The following is a 15,239-nucleotide window of genomic DNA, read 5'->3' on the forward strand; positions in this document are numbered from 1 at the left end:
CCGATATGACCATGCCGGTGAAGGAGAATCCGCCACGCATCCCGCCCTACAAGACGGCGGCGGTGGCGTTCCTGGTGGTCTTCTCGGTGGTGCTGGGCTTCGTCTGGTTTCAGTTCCGGGGCAAGCTGACGCCGAAGACCCCCTTGACGATGGTGGCCCCTCGGGCCGGCCTGGTGATGGACCCGGGATCGAAGGTCACCTACAACGGGGTGGAAATCGGTCGTGTCACCAACATTTCGGAGATCCAGCGCGACGGCGTGCCGGTCGCCAAGTTCTCTATGGAAGTCAATCCGGACTACATCAGGCTGATCCCGGCCAACGTAGAGGCCAATATCAAGGCCACCACCGTCTTCGGTAATAAGTTCGTCTCCCTCACGTCGCCGAAGAATCCGACACCGCAGCGGATTTCATCAAAGCAGGAGATCGATGCGCGGTCGGTGACGACCGAGTTCAATACGCTGTTCGAGACGCTCACCGCGATCGCAGAGAAGGTCGACCCGGTCAAGCTGAACCTGACGCTGTCCGCGGCCGCGCAGGCTCTGACCGGGTTGGGGGACAAGGTCGGGCAGTCGATCATCAACGCCAACGCCATCCTTGACGACGTCAACCCACGAATGCCGCAGGTGCGTCACGACATTCAACAGCTCGCCGCCCTGGCCGACACCTACAACAACGCGGCGCCGGATCTGTTCGACGCGCTGAATCACGCGGTGGTCACCGCGCGCACGTTACACGGGCAGGAAGCCGAATTGGATTCCGCGCTGCTAGCTGCGGCCGGCATGGGAAACACCGGTGCGGAGATCTTCGAGCGCGGTGGGCCCTATCTGCAGCGCGGCATCTCGGACCTGCTCCCCACCGCCCAGCTGTTCGACACGTACAGTCCCGAAATATTCTGCACGATAAGGAATTACCACGACGCCGAGCCTGCGGCGTATGAGACGACGGGCGGTGGTAACGGTTACGCACTGAAGACGATGACTGAATTGACGTCCGGTTTGGGCGGCATCCTGACCTTGCCGGGGCTGACCGGCGCAGTGCTCTCGCAGGGACTGCTGGGTGTGGCCGGGTTGGTCGGTGGAGCGCCGAATCCCTATACCTATCCGGAGAATCTTCCGCGGGTGAACGCCCGTGGTGGGCCGGGCGGCGCGCCGGGCTGCTGGCAGCCGATCAACCATGACTTCTGGCCGGCCCCGAGCCTGGTGGTTGACACCGGCGCCAGCCTCGCACCGTACAACCACGTGGACACCGGTTCGCCATACGCACTCGAGTACGTATGGGGCCGCCAAGTCGGGGACAACACGATCAACCCATGAAAATCACCGGTAGCGCAATCAAACTCGGCATCGTCTCGCTGGTGCTCTTCCTGATCGTCGTGTCGATCGTCGTGGTGTTCGCGCAGATGCGTTTCACCAGTACCAACACTTACTCCGCGGAGTTCGCCAACGGCAGCGGCCTGAAGGACGGCCAGTTCGTGCGCGCCTCCGGAGTGGAGATCGGCAAGGTCAAATCTGTAAACCTGATCGACGGTGGCAACCGGGTGCGGGTCGACTTCGCCGTCGACCGCTCGATCCAGCTGTACCAGTCGACCACCGCGCAGATCCGCTACCTCGACCTGCTCGGGAATCGTTTCGTCGAGCTCAAACGAGGCATGGGTGACGGCGCAGACCAGATACTGCCGGCGGGCGGATTGATCCCGCTGTCCCGGACTTCACCGGCCCTGGACCTCGACGCTCTGATCGGTGGATTCAAGCCGCTTTTCAAGGCTCTGGAACCGGACAAGGTCAACACCATCGCCTCCGCCATCGTCACCGTCTTTCAGGGTCAAGGCGGAACCATCAACGACATCCTTGACCAGACGGCACAGTTGACCTCGCACATCGCCGAACGCGACCAGGCGATTGGTGAGGTCGTCAAGAACCTCAACATCGTCCTGGACACCACCGTCCGGCACCGCCAGGAGTTCGACGAAACGGTGGACAACTTTGAAAGGTTGATCACCGGTCTGAGCAACCACGCCGACCCGCTGGCGGCGGGCCTGGCCAACATCAGCAACGCCGCCGGAACGGTGTCCGAGTTGCTGGCGGACAATCGCGCGTTTTTGCACAAGGAGATCAACTACCTGCAGGCCTTCCAACAGCCGCTCATCGATCAGCGCGACCAGCTCAGCGACCTCATCCACAAGACCCCCACCGCGCTCAACCTGATCGGACGCAGCATCGGTCTCTACGGCGACTGGGTGAACTTCTACGTCTGCGACCTCTCGATCCGGTGGAACGGCTTGCAGGGCGGCGGCCCGGTTCGCACGGTCCGGATCTGGAAGCAGCCCACCGGCAGGTGCACGCCCCAATGAGGACGCTCACCGAATTCAACCGCAACCGGGTAGGGCTGATGGGCATCACGGTGCTGGTGCTCGTCGTCCTTGTCGGCCAGAGTTTCACCAGCGTCCCAATGATGTTCGCCGCCCCGGCCTACTACGGGCAATTCACCGAATCGGGTCAGTTGAACAAGAACGACAAGGTGCGCATCACCGGTGTCAATGTCGGCAAAGTGGAGAGCATCGACGTCGAGGGCGACCACGTCCTCATCAAATTCTCCATCGGCGGCAACACCATCGGCACCGAAAGCCGGTTGGCAATCAAGACCGACACCATCCTGGGCAAGAAGGTGCTCGAGATCGAGCCGCGGGGGACGAAAGTCCTGCGGCCCGGGGGCGTGCTCCCGCTGGGCCAGAGCACCACGCCCTACCAGCTTTACGACGCGAACTTCGACATCGTCAGGGCTGCAACGGGATGGAACATCGACACCGTCAAGCAATCGCTGAATGTGCTGTCTGAGACCATCGATCAGACCTACCCGCACATCAGTGCCGCGCTCGACGGCGTGGCCAGGTTCTCCGACACCATCGGCAAGCGCGATGACGAGATCAAACATCTGCTCGCGCAAGCCAACAAGGTGGCCAGCGTTCTCGGGGACCGCAGCGAGCAGATCAACCGGCTGCTGGTCAACGCCAAGGCGCTGCTCGTCGCGTTCAACGAACGCGGCCGGGCCATCGACGCTCTGCTGCGGAACATTTCGGGTGTCGCGGCTCAGATCAAGGGGTTCATCAACGACAACCCGAACTTGAACGCGGCGCTGGAGCAGTTGCACACCCTCACCGACGTACTGGTCCAGCGTAAAGACGACCTGGCTCAAACCCTCACTTTCGTAAGCTCATTCGCGGCATCGCTGGGCGAGTCCGTCGCGTCGGGACCGTATTTCAAGATCGTCCTGTCCAACCTGCTTCCGTACTGGATGCTGCAGCCGTTCGTCGATGCCGCGTTCAAGGAGCGCGGTCTGGACCCGGAAGAGTTCTGGCGCAGTACCGGACTGCCCGCCTTCCGCTTCCCCGATCCCAACGGCACCCGGTTCCCCAATGGCGCACCACCACCCGCGCCTCAGGTGCTCGAAGGTACCCCGGAGCATCCGGGTCCGGCCGTCCCGCCGGGATCGGCGTGCTCGTACACGCCGGCACCGGACGCGCTGCCGCGCCCGTGGAATCCATTGCCCTGCGCCGGCGTTGACGTCGGCCCGTTCGGCGGCAGTTTCCCGGCCCCGCTCGACGTGCAGGCCTCGCCGCCGAACCCGAACGGGCTGCCCCCGACACCGGGAATCCCGATCGCCGGGCGGCCTGGTGAGGCCCCGCCGGACGTGCCCGGCACTCCGGTGCCGCTACCGCCCAACGCGCCGCCCGGGGCGCGCACCGAAGGCACGACGGGAGGCCAGAGTTGAGCAACGGTTTCACTTTTCGCAAGCCGCGGCCGCGGAACGTCATCGCCACGCTGGCCGTGATCGTAGGCCTGGTCGCCGCGTTCGTCGGGTGGCAGTTCTACCAGAAGATGAGCAACAACACCGTGGTCGCCTACCTGCCCGCGGCGATCGCGTTGTACTCCGGTGACAAGGTCCAGATCATGGGCGTCCGTGTCGGTTCCATCGACTCCATCGAGCCGGCCGGCGACAAGATGAAGGTGACGTTTCACTACGCCAACAAGTACAAGGTGCCCGCCAACGCGTCCGCGGTCATCGTGAACCCGACACTGGTGGCATCCCGCAGCATTCAGCTCGAGCCGCCCTACAAAGGCGGCCCGGTGATGGCCGATCACGCGGTGATTCCCATCGAGCGCACACAGGTGCCGACCGAGTGGGATGAACTGCGCGCCAGCGTCGCCAACATCATCGACAAGCTGGGTCCGACACCCGAGCAGCCCAAGGGGCCGTTCGGTGACCTGATCGAGTCATTCGCCGATGGATTGGCCGGTAAGGGCAAGCAGTTCAACACGACACTGGACAGCCTGTCTCGGGCGCTCACCGCCCTCAACGAAGGTCGTGGTGACTTCTTCGCGGTGGTGCGCAGCCTGGCGCGGTTCGTCAACGCCCTGCACAAGGACGACAAGCAGTTCGTCGCGCTGAACACCAACCTGGCCCAATTCACCGACAAATTAACCAGTTCTGACCGCGCGCTTGCCGACGCCATTCAGCAGTTCGACGGCCTGCTCGCCACGCTGCGACCGTTCCTGACCGAGAACCGTGAGGTGCTCGCCCAGGACGTCGGAAACCTGGCCACCCTAACCACCACGCTGGTTCAACCCGAGCCGCTGAACGGCTTGGAAACCGCGTTGCACGTACTGCCGACGTTGGAAACCAACCTCAGCCAGATCTACCACCCGTCACACGGCGCGGTCATGTCGATCCCGGCTATCCCGAACTTCGCCAACCCGATGCAGTTCATGTGCAGCATGATTCAGGCCGGGAGCCGGCTGGGCTATCAGGACTCGGCGGAACTGTGCGCGCAGTACCTGGCACCGGTGCTCGATGCGATCAAGTTCAACTATCTCCCGGTCGGGCTGAACCTGTTCAGCACGGCCGAGACGCTGCCCAAGGAGGTCGCCTACTCCGAGCCGCGTCTGCAGCCGCCGAACGGGTACAAAGACACCACGGTGCCCGGAATCTGGGTGCCCGACACCCCGCTGTCGCACCGCAACACCCAGCACGGCTGGGTGGTCGCGCCGGGCATGCAGGGCGCTCAGGTGGGGCCTATCACGGCGGGACTGCTGACCCCGGAGTCGCTGGCAGAACTGATGGGCGGCACCGACATCGCGCCCCCGCAGTCCGGGCTGCAGACCCCGCCGGGTCCGCCGAACGCCTACGACGAGTACCCGGTGCTGCCGCCGGTCGGCCTGCAGGCGCAGGTGCCGATCCCGCCGCCGCCGCCGGGGCCGGGGGTGGTACCCGGACCGGTCACGCTTCCCGGTCCGCCGCTGCCCGCGGAGGCGGCCGTAGCGGGCGGGGCGGGCTCGTGAAAACCCGCATCCGCCAGGGACTGGTCCTGTTCCTGTCGACGCTGGCGCTGGTGTCGTGCGCGGATTGGCGTGGGGTGGCCAATATTCCGATGCCCGGGGGTCCGGGATCGGGGTCGGGCTCCTACACCGTCTACGTGCAGATGGCCGACACCCTGGCGCTCAACACCAACAGCCGGATCCGGGTCGCCGACGTGTTCGTCGGCACGGTTCGCTCGATCCAATTGAAGAACTGGGTCGCCACCCTGACGCTCCGCCTGGACAAGGGCGTCAAACTACCCCGGAACGCCACCGCCAAGATCGGGCAGACCAGCCTGCTGGGCTCACAGCACATCGAGCTGGCCGCGCCACCGGATCCATCTCCCGAGCCGCTGCGCCCGGGCGACACTATCCCACTGAAGAATTCGTCGACCTATCCGACGACCGAGCAGACGCTGGCAAGTCTCGCGATGATCTTGCGCGGGGGTGGAGTGCCGAACGTGGAGGTGTTGCAGAACGAGGTCTACGACATCTTGCATGGCCGGGCCAACGAGATCAGGGCCTTCCTGGGCAAACTCGACACGTTCACCGCCCGACTCAATGAGCAACGCGACGACATCACCAGGGCGATCGACTCCAGCGACCGCCTGTTGACCTACGTCGGTCATCGTTCGGACGTGCTGGACCGCGTGTTCACTGAATTTCCGCCGCTGCTTCGGCATTTCGCGGACAAGCAGAACCTGCTGATCAATGCGGTGGACTCGGTGGGGCGTCTCGGCGAGGTTGCCGACCAGTACCTGTCTCCGTCGCGGGGCGATCTGCACCAGGACCTGGTGGCACTGCAGTGTCCGTTGCGGGAGTTCGGCCGTGCCGCACCATATCTGATCAAGGCGCTCAAGCTGATGCTGGTCCGGCCGTTCGATGTCGACTCCGTGCCCAAGGCGTTCCGCGGCGATTACTACAATCTGTCGCTCACACTCGACCTCACCATGAGCGCCGTCGACAACGCGGTCCTCACCGGGACGGGTTTCTCCGGAGCGCTGCGCGCACTCGAGCAATCCTGGGGCCGTGACCCGGAAACGATGATCCCCGACGTCCGGTACACCCCGAACCCCAATGACGCTCCGGGTGGCCCGCTGGTCGAAAGGGCGGACCGGCAATGCTGACCCGTTTCATCTGGCGCCAGATATTCTTGTTCACCCTTTTGAGTCTGGTTACCGCAGTTGCGTTGGGCTGGTACTACTTACGGATCCCCACCGCGGCAGGCATCGGCCAGTACACGCTGAACGCCACCCTGCCCACCTCCGGTGGTCTGTACAAGACGGCCAATGTGACCTATCGCGGGGAGACCATCGGCACGGTCACCTCCGTCGAGCCCACCGAGAACGGCGCGTTGGTGAGGATGAGCGTCGCCGACCGCTTCAAGATTCCGATCGACGCATCGGCGAACGTACGTTCCATGTCGGCGGTCGGTGAGCAGTATCTGGACCTGGTGTCGTCGGGTAATCCGGGCAGATATTTCTCACCGGGACAGACCATCACCAAAGGCACCGTGCCCTCTGAGATCGGGCCGGCGCTCGATGCGGCCAACCGCGGGCTGGCCGCCCTTCCCGCCGGCAAGATCCCGGCCATTCTCGACGAAACAGCCCAAGCCGTAGGTGGATTGGGCCCCGCGCTACAGCGACTCGTCGATGCGACCCAGGCCATCGCCGGCGATTTCAAAGCCAATCTCACCGAGATCGACGACATCATCCAGAACTCCGGCCCCGTGATCGACAGCCAGGTCGAGTCGGGTGACGCGATCGGGCGCTGGTCCCACAACCTGGACACGCTGGCCGCGCAGGCGGCGGAAAACGACCCGCACGTGCGAAGCATCCTGAACCAGGCAACACCGACCACCGATCTGGTCAACGCGGTGTTCAACGACGTACGCGAATCACTGCCGCAGACACTGGCGAATCTCGAGATCGTGCTGGAAATGCTCAAGCGCTACCACAAGGGGGTGGAGCAGCTGCTGGTCGCCTACCCGCAGGGCGCGTCCGAGGGGCAGACGGTGACGTCGGCGTTTCCCGGATTCGCCTCTCTCGGTACGCATTTGACCATCAATCAGCCGCCGCCGTGTCTGACGGGTTTCCTGCCCGCACCGCAGTGGCGGTCACCGGCGGACACCAGCCTGGCGCCGATGCCGTCCGGAACGTATTGCAAAATCCCGCAGGACACCCCCGCCAACGCCGTGCGCGGGGCGCGCAACCTGCCCTGTGTCGATGTGCCGGGTAAACGCGCCGCGACGCCGCGCGAGTGCCGCGACTCGAAACCCTATGAGCCGATGGGCACCAACCCCTGGTACGGCGACCCGAACCAGATCCTGACCTGCCCGGCGGCCGCGGCCCGCTGCGACCAGCCGGTCAAGCCCGGACAGGTGGTCCCCGCACCGTCGATCAACAACGGTATGAATCCGGCGCCCGCCGATCGGGTGCCCGGAACCCCTCCGCCGGTCAGTGACCCGCTGTCGCGGCCGAATTCGGGAACCGTGGTGTGCAACGGTCAGCAGCCCAACCCCTGCGTCTACACCGGGAACGAACCGCCGGTGGCCGTCTACAGCCCACAGCGGGGTGAACTGGTCGGGCCTGACGGGGTCAGGTACGCCGTCGAGAACTCGACCAGGACCGGGGACGACGGCTGGCAGGGCATGTTGTCGCCGCGTTGACACTGACCGCACGTACAGTCATATAATGGGTGGGAGACCTACGGCCGTGTCGGTCGCGCGCGAAGATCGGAGCGAGATGGCGGAAGTGATTGGCCTGGGCCAACTCCGGAGTGACGCCTGCACGTACCTCGAACGGGTCGCCGGGGGCGAGGCGCTCGACGTCGTCCGGCGCGGCAAGTTGGTGGCGCGGATCGAACCGGTGGGTGACTGGCGGGTGGCGCCGATTCCGGCGCGGTCGGTCGACGCCGCGGAACCGGGTTGGGTCGGACTCGACGAACTGCGGACGCGTGCCGGACGGTGCTTCGACCGGGTAGCCGCGGGAGAGACGCTTTACGTGGTCCGCGGCGGTCGGATACTGGCGCGGATAGTGGCGGCCGGCGAATTGGCCGGACCGGCAGGGGTGCCGGCGGATGCGGGCCGACCCATCGAACTCGACGAACTGCGAAGCCGGGCTGGACGCTACATCGATCGGGTCGCGGCAGGACAGACCATCGAGGTCAGTCGCGGTGGCAAGGTCGTCGCCCGCATCGTGTCGGTCGCGTAGTCCCTTCGCATACTGGCTTGCCGCCAGAGGTTTGAATTTGCGTCACCTCGGGTAACGATGAACCCATCGAAAAGGGAAACGCCAGCTCGTAACGCGTGCGGTCGGTGACATGTGGCGGACTATTACCCATGCGAATCTGAGGGGTCTGAGCAAATGAAGCGTGTCACCCGAGCCGCTTTCTCGGCACTGGCAGTCACCGCACTCTCCGGACTGGTCGCTCCGCCGGCGTACGCCGATTCGAGCACCGTGATCTTCGAGGCGCTGGGGACCGGCACCGCGACGACGATCGACACCGATCCGGCAATCGACCGCGTCTACAACGCACCCTTGCCATGGAGCCGGACCATCCAGGCCGGCCCGGACGTCACCCTCTTCCAGGTGGTGGTCGTCGGGTCGGGTACGACCAGTCCCGGCTGCCGCATCACGATCGGCGGCCACGTGGTGGCCGAGCAGCCGGTCGGCGGCTCAGCGCACTGCATCTACTCGCGGTAGCGGGCCGCTTTTCCAAAAGCCCGTCGGCGCACCGGCCTTCGGGACGTTCATGCTTGACTATGTCAAGTAAAGTGGCCGGGTGGCCACCAAACGCGACACGCTGGATTCGATCAGTGCGACGATGTCGAGGATCTTGCGCCTGAGCGGTAGCCGGGCGATGTTCAAGCGCCAGGCGGCCGCGGCGGCGGTAGAGCTGTCGCAGCCGTCGTATGTCCTGCTACGGGTGGTGGCCGACGAGGGTCCGCTGCCGATGGGTCAACTCGCCCGCCTCGCCCACATGGATCTCGGTATGGCCGCCCGCAGGGTGCAGAGCTTGCAGGACGACGGGATGGTCGCCAGGCAGTCGGACCTGGCAGATGCGCGCAAGACGATGGTGGAGGCCACCGCCGCCGGTGCGCGGGCCGCGCGCGCCCTGCAGGCGGTGCGCCGCGAGCACCTGCAGCGAGCTCTCGCGCAGTGGTCGGCCGCCGACCTGCGCGAGTTCGACCGGCTGCTGGCCCGCTTTCTCGCCGATACCACGGTGACGCCGATCGACTGACCGCTCCGCGATGAACTCCGCTGCGAAACTGTTTGACAATGTCAAATACCTGGGCATACGCTCCCCGCTAAAGGTGATGCGGGTGAGGGAATTTCATGTATGGATCGCGCTTCTACTTCGACTGGTCCAAATTCGCCACCATGCTGCGGCTGCTGCGTGACGATCCCGCTACCCCCCGCAAGCGGTATCTGGCCTTCATGGTCGCCATGCCGACGATCGCGGCATTGCACGCGCTCTGCTTCGCGCTCGACCCGGTCGTGTGCCCGTCGCTAAGGCGCGTGGAGGTTCGGGCTCCCACGTTCAGCGTCGGCCACGCGCGCAGCGGCACCACCTACCTGCACCGGTTGATGGCCGCCGACCCGCAATTCAGCTACGCGTTGATGTACGAACTGTTCTTCCCGTCGCTGCTGCAGAAACGGTTGCTGCGCCTGATCCTGCGCATCGATGCCAGGCTCGGTAAACCGCTGCGCCGCCGGCTTGACGCCGCGGAGGAAAAGCTGTTCTCCGAGACCGACGATATGCACAAAACGGGTTTCTTCGTCCCGGAGGAAGACGACTTCTTCCTGACCTGGTCGCTGAACTCCGGTTTCTGGATCGTGATGTTCCCCTACATGGGCGAGCTGGACTTCTACCACCTGGATCGATGGCCCGCGCGCAAGCGTCGCCGCCTCATGGCGTTCTACCGCGAATGTGTGCGCCGCCAACTCGCGCTGAACGGTGGCGGTACGCACCTGAGCAAGAATCCCACCTTCTGCGGTCGGGTGGAGGCCCTGATCGAGGCGTTTCCCGACGCGAGATTCATTGTCCCGATGCGCAATCCGTACGAGACCATTCCCAGCCTGTTGAAGATGATGCAGACCGAGTGGCGCCTGCGTGGCCGCGATGAACGGCTCATCGAGCAATCACTACGGGTGCTCGCCGACCAGTCCATCCACTCTTACACCCATCCGCTGGACGTGCTGGCCAGACATCCCGAGGTGCGCTCGGCGGTAGTGGACTACCGCGAACTGGTAGCGGCTCCCACCGCGACGATGCGGCGCGTCTACGACGAACTGGGCCTGCATCTGGGGCCCGAGGCCGCCGCCGAATTCGAGGCCGCCGGGCGCCGGTGCGGCCACGAGACGGCACACCGTTACAGTCTGGGCGAATTCGGTCTGGACGCGACCGGCATCAGGAAGCGCCTGGCCCCGTTCTTCGACGAATTCGGTTGGGACGCTGAGGAAGAAGGCAGGGCACATGTCAACTGAGCAGACCGGGCACACGCTGCGCGCGGCCTGGACGGACCTGATCGACGCGCTCAACCGCGGCCGCGACTACGTCGATTCGCCGGCGTTGCACGCGCCGCCACCGACCGAGCAGGGGTTGGCCGAAGGTCATCGATACCTTCTCGGGTTCCTGTTCAGCGCGATTGAGCGCGCCTGCCTCGAAGACCCGGACTTCCCGTATTTCCGGCGCGCCATCCAGCCGCAGGACAAGGCCACCATCGACAACGCCGACGCGTTGTACCTGTCGGCGCGGATCGACGGCGCCGCGAGCTACCGGATAACCGGCCGCGTCGCCGACCACCGGCACTGGGGCGGCGGCAGCCGGGCGAACGGCGCAGTGGCGCCGCAGTACGTCGTCTTCGAAGCACACAGCAGCTACGCGGGGGACACCGGCAGCTTGATGGAACTCGCGCCCGGCGGACGGGTGGTGACCGGCCTGCTGGACAGCACCGACCTGGCGGTGGATCCGGACGGGCGCTTCGAAATCCTCTGCGCGCCTGAGCGCCCCGCCGATCACACCGGCAATTTCATCGCAACGGCCAAGAACGGTAAGGACACCGCCCGGTATCTGATCGTGCGGTCACTGTTCGGTGATTGGGCCAACGAGGTGTCACCCGAGCTGCGCATCGTGCAGATCGGCCGGCGCGGTAGACAACCGTCGCCCGTCGACCCCGCGGGCACGGCCGATGCGGTGCGGCGGGTCGGCGAACTCGTCGAGCACCAGATGCGGTTCTGGAACGAGTTCTACGACATCGTGCTGGAGTCCAACGGCGACAAAAACGGCGACGGCCTCACCTTCATGCCGCACAACGCCCTCAACGAACCGGCAGCGGCCAATCTCGCGTCCGGCGGCGGCCAGAGCACCAACGTCTACTCGGGGGTGTCTTCGAGCTCGACGAGGACGAAGCCCTGCTGATCGAGGTCCGCGTTCCCGTCGAACCTGCCTATCTGGGCTTTCACCTGTCCAATGTCTGGGGCGAGTCACTGGACTACGCCAACCACGTGAGCAGCCTCAACGGCTTCCAGACTGCGGTGGACCCCGACGGCGTGCGGCGCTACGTGGTCGCGCACCGCGATCCGGGGGTCCCGAACTGGCTGGACACCGTGGGCCACCGCACCGGATTCCTCACGGTGCGCTGGACCTACCCCAGGCCACCGGAGCGGATGCCGACGACCGCGGTGTACAAGGTCGCGCTGACCGGCCTGCGGGACCGGCTGCCGTCGGGCACCGCAACGGTGAGCGCCGAGCAACGCGCCGCGCAGATCGAGATCAGGCAGGAGCACGTGGCCCGCCGCTACCGGCAGTACTGAATCTGCGCAACAGCAGGTCATCGCGGGAGAAACCTGCTGTGATGGACGGGTAGCTGCACCCACGCGACTCGGGACGTCCTCATGTACAACTACCCGCCTCCGGGATACCCGCCCCCGCCGTACGGATACTCGGCGCCGGTCCCGCGAAAGCCGCTGTGGCCATGGGTGCTCGGCGGCGTTGCCCTACTTGTCGTCGTGATGCTGGGGGTCGTCGTCCTGGTAGTGCTGATGAAGTCGTCGAGCGAGGACAAGCGCCGAGCGGTCACGATGACGTATCAGGTCGAGGGATCGGCCCGAACGGCGCGCGTCTCGTACAAGGGGCCCACCGACGGCGACGAAAACCACGATGTTTCGCTGCCCTGGTCCACAGACGTTGTCGTCGGGAGAACCGTCGTGATGGCGGGGGTAACGGTGACGACTCTTGAACCGGGAGCCACCGTTGAGTGTCGGGTGCTGGCCAACGGTAAGCAGGTGGCGCACAATGGCCCGTCGCCGATGATCGTCAGCTGCCTGGGTGAAACAGGAAATCCGTGGCCGTCGCCGACCAGGAGCAGGCAGCGCAATTGATCCGGTGCGCAGGACTGCGGCAGCCCAGCCATAGACTGACCCCTTGTGGGCATGCTTTTGGCTTTGCGCCGTGGATTGTGTACTGGGTGCTGGTCGGTAACGTTCCGTTCGCCACGGCCGTATCGATCGCGCTGCTGATGGCCATCGCGGTGTTCGCCGTCGGCCGCACCACCGACAAACCCGGGCACACACTCGAAATCGGGGCTGTCGCAACGTTTGTGCTGCTGGCCGTGCTGACCTTCGCGCTGTCTGATGAGTTCATGGCGCGCTGGATTCAGCCGCTGAGCAACCTGGGGATTTTCCTGGTGGCGCTGGTCGGTGTGCTGATCGGCAAGCCGTTCGTGCGTGAGTTCGCCGCGGCCGAGCAACCCCCCGACATCGTCAACACGGAATTGTTCAGACGGATCACCACGGTGCTGACCTGGATCTGGGTGGGCGCCTTCGCCGGGATGACCATCTCGTCGGCGATTCCGCCGATCGTGCAGGGTAACGCGACGATCCTGGACACCAAGACCCCGCTGTCTTTCGTCTGCTACTGGGTCGTCCCGTTCTCGCTGCTCGGTGCCGCGGCCCTGGCGTCGCGTTTCCTGCCGGACCGGATGCTGGCCGGCATCGACGACATCGCGCGCGAGACCTCGTTCGTGGCCTACGACGAGGCCACCATCGACGAGCTGTACTACCTGGCTCAGGAGCATGCCAACCGGGAAGTCGGACCGGGCAAGGAGGCCTACAACGTGAAGGTCGGCGGCATGGGAACCCCGCTGACCGGCGACGAGTCGCGAAAATCGTGGCCGTCGACGTACAAGGTCAGGGACAAGAAGCATTAACGGCGCTCGGCGGGTGTACACCGGTACGTCAACTTGGCTTGCTAAACAATGCAAATGGCACACACGCGGATGGAATACACGATGAGAACGCTCGCCGTGTTCGCCACGGTGCTGGTCACCGTCGCGGGCTGCGCGTCGAGCGCCAAGCCTTCCCTGCCGACGGCCTCGGGCAGGGCGGAGTTCAGCGCGTCGGCCGGCAAACCACTCAACATCACCCCGGACCGGATGCTGGCCGCCACCGGTGGCATCACTCCGGTCGCGTTCGGTAAGCCCGCGCACGGCAAGATCAGCTACGGAATCAACGGGACGGTCGTCTACACCCCCGACGCCGGCTTCAAGGGCAACGACGAACTGCCCGTCACTGTCAGTCGGGCCGTCAAGCTCTATTCGGAGAATCAACTGCCCCTGGCCACCATGGGCGGCATCGACATCCAGGCCAGCGCCCACGGATCCGGCATCGCCCCGGTGCCCGGCAGCAGTGACGAGATCTACGGGCTCACCGACCGCGGCCCCAACGTCGAAGGACGCACACCGAACGAGGTCGTTTTTCCGGTCCCCGAATATCACCCGCACATCGCGAAACTCAAACTCGCCGACGGGGTGGCCACGGTGCAGCGGACCATCATGCTGCAGGGGCCGGATGGTCATCCGCTGGAAGGGTTGCTGGACCCGCACGCCGTTCCCGGTGAAACGATGGTCGACCTCAACGGCTCGCCACTGCCGCCCGCGGACTACGGCATAGACCCTGAGGGACTGGTCGCGACGCTCGACGGGAATTTCTGGGTGTCCGACGAGTACGGCCCCTACATCGTCCATTTCGATTCCAATGGCAAAGAGCTGGAACGTCTTTCGCCCTATGACGAAACCCTGCCGCGGGAGCTTTCGCTGCGTGCCCCGAACCGGGGTCTGGAGGGCCTGACGATCACCCCGGACGGCAACACGCTGGTGGCCGTCATGCAGTCGGCGCTGCAGACCCCGGGACTGCCGGGCCCGGCAAAGGCGGTCCCGATCACCCGCATCGTCACCATCAACCTGGTGAACCGCAACATCATGCACGAGTACATATACCCGCTGGCCAACCCGCAGCAGTCGAAGGTCGGGATCTCCGAGATCACCGCGCTCAGCGCCACGACCTTCCTGGTGGACGAGCGCAACAGCAAGAACCCGCCGGACGGCAACGCGAAGATCTACGTGGCCGACATCTCCGCGGCCACGGACGTGGGGCCGAACTCGACCGTGCCCGGCGCGATTTATGACGCCGCCGCCGGCGGCCTGCTGATCAACAAGATGCCGATCGAGAACCTGGTCGGCGTCAGTACCGATGCCGAAGCGCTGGCGAGGCTCAAGGGCGCCGGAATCACGGCAGCCACAAAGACTTTGCAGCTGGATGTCTCCGCGATGCTTCGCTCGCTGTCGCCCAAGGGCGACTTCTTCGGGCACGACAAGATCGAGGGTTTAGCCACCCGCGATGGTGGAAAGACGCTGCTGCTGGCCAACGACAGCGACTACGGGTTGAGCGGGCTGGCCTCGGACACTCCGCCGTTTCGGCTGAAGGCCAAGACGCTGCCCAACGGAACTCAGGACAGCGGCGAGATCCTGGCGGTCGACACCGACCAGTTGCCCGCCAAAACCGAGAAGGTGACGGTGGCCGTCAAAGTCGGCTGAGTGCGTCCCTT

15 protein-coding genes are annotated in these 15,239 nt (G+C 65.1%); all 15 read left to right on the plus strand.

What is annotated here, in order from left to right; translation table 11 throughout:
- Nucleotides 1-5 precede the first annotated feature (5 nt).
- The 15 genes from ACNQS7_RS26300 (at nt 6) to ACNQS7_RS26370 (ending at nt 15,228) form a co-directional block, all read left to right on the plus strand.
- Complete coding sequence (locus tag ACNQS7_RS26300; RefSeq protein ID WP_418014842.1) at nt 6-1,313, plus strand: MCE family protein; 1,308 nt, start codon at nt 6-8, stop codon at nt 1,311-1,313.
- Entirely contained in the window at nt 1,310-2,350 is a 1,041-nt protein-coding gene (locus ACNQS7_RS26305; protein ID WP_418014843.1) for a virulence factor Mce family protein, read from the plus strand. Before ACNQS7_RS26300 ends, ACNQS7_RS26305 begins: the two co-directional genes overlap by 4 nt.
- A complete protein-coding gene (locus ACNQS7_RS26310; RefSeq protein WP_418014844.1) occupies nt 2,347-3,768 on the plus strand; it encodes an MCE family protein in 1,422 nt (473 codons plus the stop codon). Before ACNQS7_RS26305 ends, ACNQS7_RS26310 begins: the two co-directional genes overlap by 4 nt.
- A complete protein-coding gene (locus ACNQS7_RS26315) occupies nt 3,765-5,336 on the plus strand; it encodes a virulence factor Mce family protein (protein WP_418014845.1) in 1,572 nt (523 codons plus the stop codon). The genes ACNQS7_RS26310 and ACNQS7_RS26315 overlap by 4 nt, the downstream gene beginning before the upstream one ends.
- Nucleotides 5,333-6,478, plus strand: coding sequence for a virulence factor Mce family protein (locus ACNQS7_RS26320; RefSeq protein ID WP_418014846.1), 1,146 nt, complete (start codon nt 5,333-5,335; stop codon nt 6,476-6,478). The genes ACNQS7_RS26315 and ACNQS7_RS26320 overlap by 4 nt, the downstream gene beginning before the upstream one ends.
- Nucleotides 6,472-8,019 carry an MCE family protein gene (locus ACNQS7_RS26325; RefSeq protein ID WP_418014847.1) on the plus strand — a complete coding sequence of 516 codons (1,548 nt, stop codon included), beginning with the start codon at nt 6,472-6,474 and terminating at the stop codon, nt 8,017-8,019. Before ACNQS7_RS26320 ends, ACNQS7_RS26325 begins: the two co-directional genes overlap by 7 nt.
- A gap of 76 nt (nt 8,020-8,095) precedes the next feature.
- Complete coding sequence (locus ACNQS7_RS26330) at nt 8,096-8,563, plus strand: type II toxin-antitoxin system prevent-host-death family antitoxin (protein WP_418014848.1); 468 nt, start codon at nt 8,096-8,098, stop codon at nt 8,561-8,563.
- Between the two features lie 153 nt (nt 8,564-8,716).
- Nucleotides 8,717-9,055, plus strand: a complete 339-nt coding sequence (locus ACNQS7_RS26335; RefSeq protein ID WP_055578507.1) for an MmpS family transport accessory protein — start codon at nt 8,717-8,719, stop codon at nt 9,053-9,055.
- A 79-nt stretch (nt 9,056-9,134) separates the two neighbouring features.
- Nucleotides 9,135-9,593, plus strand: coding sequence for a MarR family winged helix-turn-helix transcriptional regulator (locus tag ACNQS7_RS26340; RefSeq protein ID WP_418014849.1), 459 nt, complete (start codon nt 9,135-9,137; stop codon nt 9,591-9,593).
- Between the two features lie 95 nt (nt 9,594-9,688).
- Complete coding sequence (locus ACNQS7_RS26345; RefSeq protein WP_418014850.1) at nt 9,689-10,840, plus strand: sulfotransferase family protein; 1,152 nt, start codon at nt 9,689-9,691, stop codon at nt 10,838-10,840.
- Complete coding sequence (locus tag ACNQS7_RS26350; RefSeq protein WP_418014851.1) at nt 10,830-11,774, plus strand: hypothetical protein; 945 nt, start codon at nt 10,830-10,832, stop codon at nt 11,772-11,774. The genes ACNQS7_RS26345 and ACNQS7_RS26350 overlap by 11 nt, the downstream gene beginning before the upstream one ends.
- Before the next feature lie 86 nt (nt 11,775-11,860).
- Nucleotides 11,861-12,169, plus strand: a complete 309-nt coding sequence (locus tag ACNQS7_RS26355) for a hypothetical protein (protein ID WP_418014852.1) — start codon at nt 11,861-11,863, stop codon at nt 12,167-12,169.
- 81 nt (nt 12,170-12,250) lie between these two features.
- Nucleotides 12,251-12,736 (plus strand): hypothetical protein, encoded by a 486-nt coding sequence (locus tag ACNQS7_RS26360; protein WP_418014853.1) that lies wholly within the window; start codon nt 12,251-12,253, stop codon nt 12,734-12,736.
- Between the two features lie 35 nt (nt 12,737-12,771).
- Nucleotides 12,772-13,563 carry a hypothetical protein gene (locus tag ACNQS7_RS26365; RefSeq protein ID WP_418016157.1) on the plus strand — a complete coding sequence of 264 codons (792 nt, stop codon included), beginning with the start codon at nt 12,772-12,774 and terminating at the stop codon, nt 13,561-13,563.
- 81 nt (nt 13,564-13,644) lie between these two features.
- Nucleotides 13,645-15,228, plus strand: coding sequence for an esterase-like activity of phytase family protein (locus tag ACNQS7_RS26370; protein WP_418014854.1), 1,584 nt, complete (start codon nt 13,645-13,647; stop codon nt 15,226-15,228).
- Nucleotides 15,229-15,239: the final 11 nt, after the last annotated feature.

The sequence above is a fragment of the Mycobacterium sp. 23 genome, assembly GCF_048287075.1.
Lineage (GTDB): Bacteria > Actinomycetota > Actinomycetes > Mycobacteriales > Mycobacteriaceae > Mycobacterium > Mycobacterium gordonae_B.

Bases quoted from the DNA above. Each gene is read 5' to 3' on its own strand.
- ACNQS7_RS26300 (WP_418014842.1), top strand. From the start codon at position 6: ATGACCATGCCGGTGAAGGAGAATCCGCCACGCATCCCGCCCTACAAG.
- ACNQS7_RS26305 (WP_418014843.1), top strand. From the start codon at position 1,310: ATGAAAATCACCGGTAGCGCAATCAAACTCGGCATCGTCTCGCTGGTG.
- ACNQS7_RS26310 (WP_418014844.1), top strand. From the start codon at position 2,347: ATGAGGACGCTCACCGAATTCAACCGCAACCGGGTAGGGCTGATGGGC.
- ACNQS7_RS26325 (WP_418014847.1), top strand. From the start codon at position 6,472: ATGCTGACCCGTTTCATCTGGCGCCAGATATTCTTGTTCACCCTTTTG.
- ACNQS7_RS26330 (WP_418014848.1), top strand. From the start codon at position 8,096: ATGGCGGAAGTGATTGGCCTGGGCCAACTCCGGAGTGACGCCTGCACG.
- ACNQS7_RS26335 (WP_055578507.1), top strand. From the start codon at position 8,717: ATGAAGCGTGTCACCCGAGCCGCTTTCTCGGCACTGGCAGTCACCGCA.
- ACNQS7_RS26345 (WP_418014850.1), top strand. From the start codon at position 9,689: ATGTATGGATCGCGCTTCTACTTCGACTGGTCCAAATTCGCCACCATG.
- ACNQS7_RS26350 (WP_418014851.1), top strand. From the start codon at position 10,830: ATGTCAACTGAGCAGACCGGGCACACGCTGCGCGCGGCCTGGACGGAC.
- ACNQS7_RS26360 (WP_418014853.1), top strand. From the start codon at position 12,251: ATGTACAACTACCCGCCTCCGGGATACCCGCCCCCGCCGTACGGATAC.
- ACNQS7_RS26370 (WP_418014854.1), top strand. From the start codon at position 13,645: ATGAGAACGCTCGCCGTGTTCGCCACGGTGCTGGTCACCGTCGCGGGC.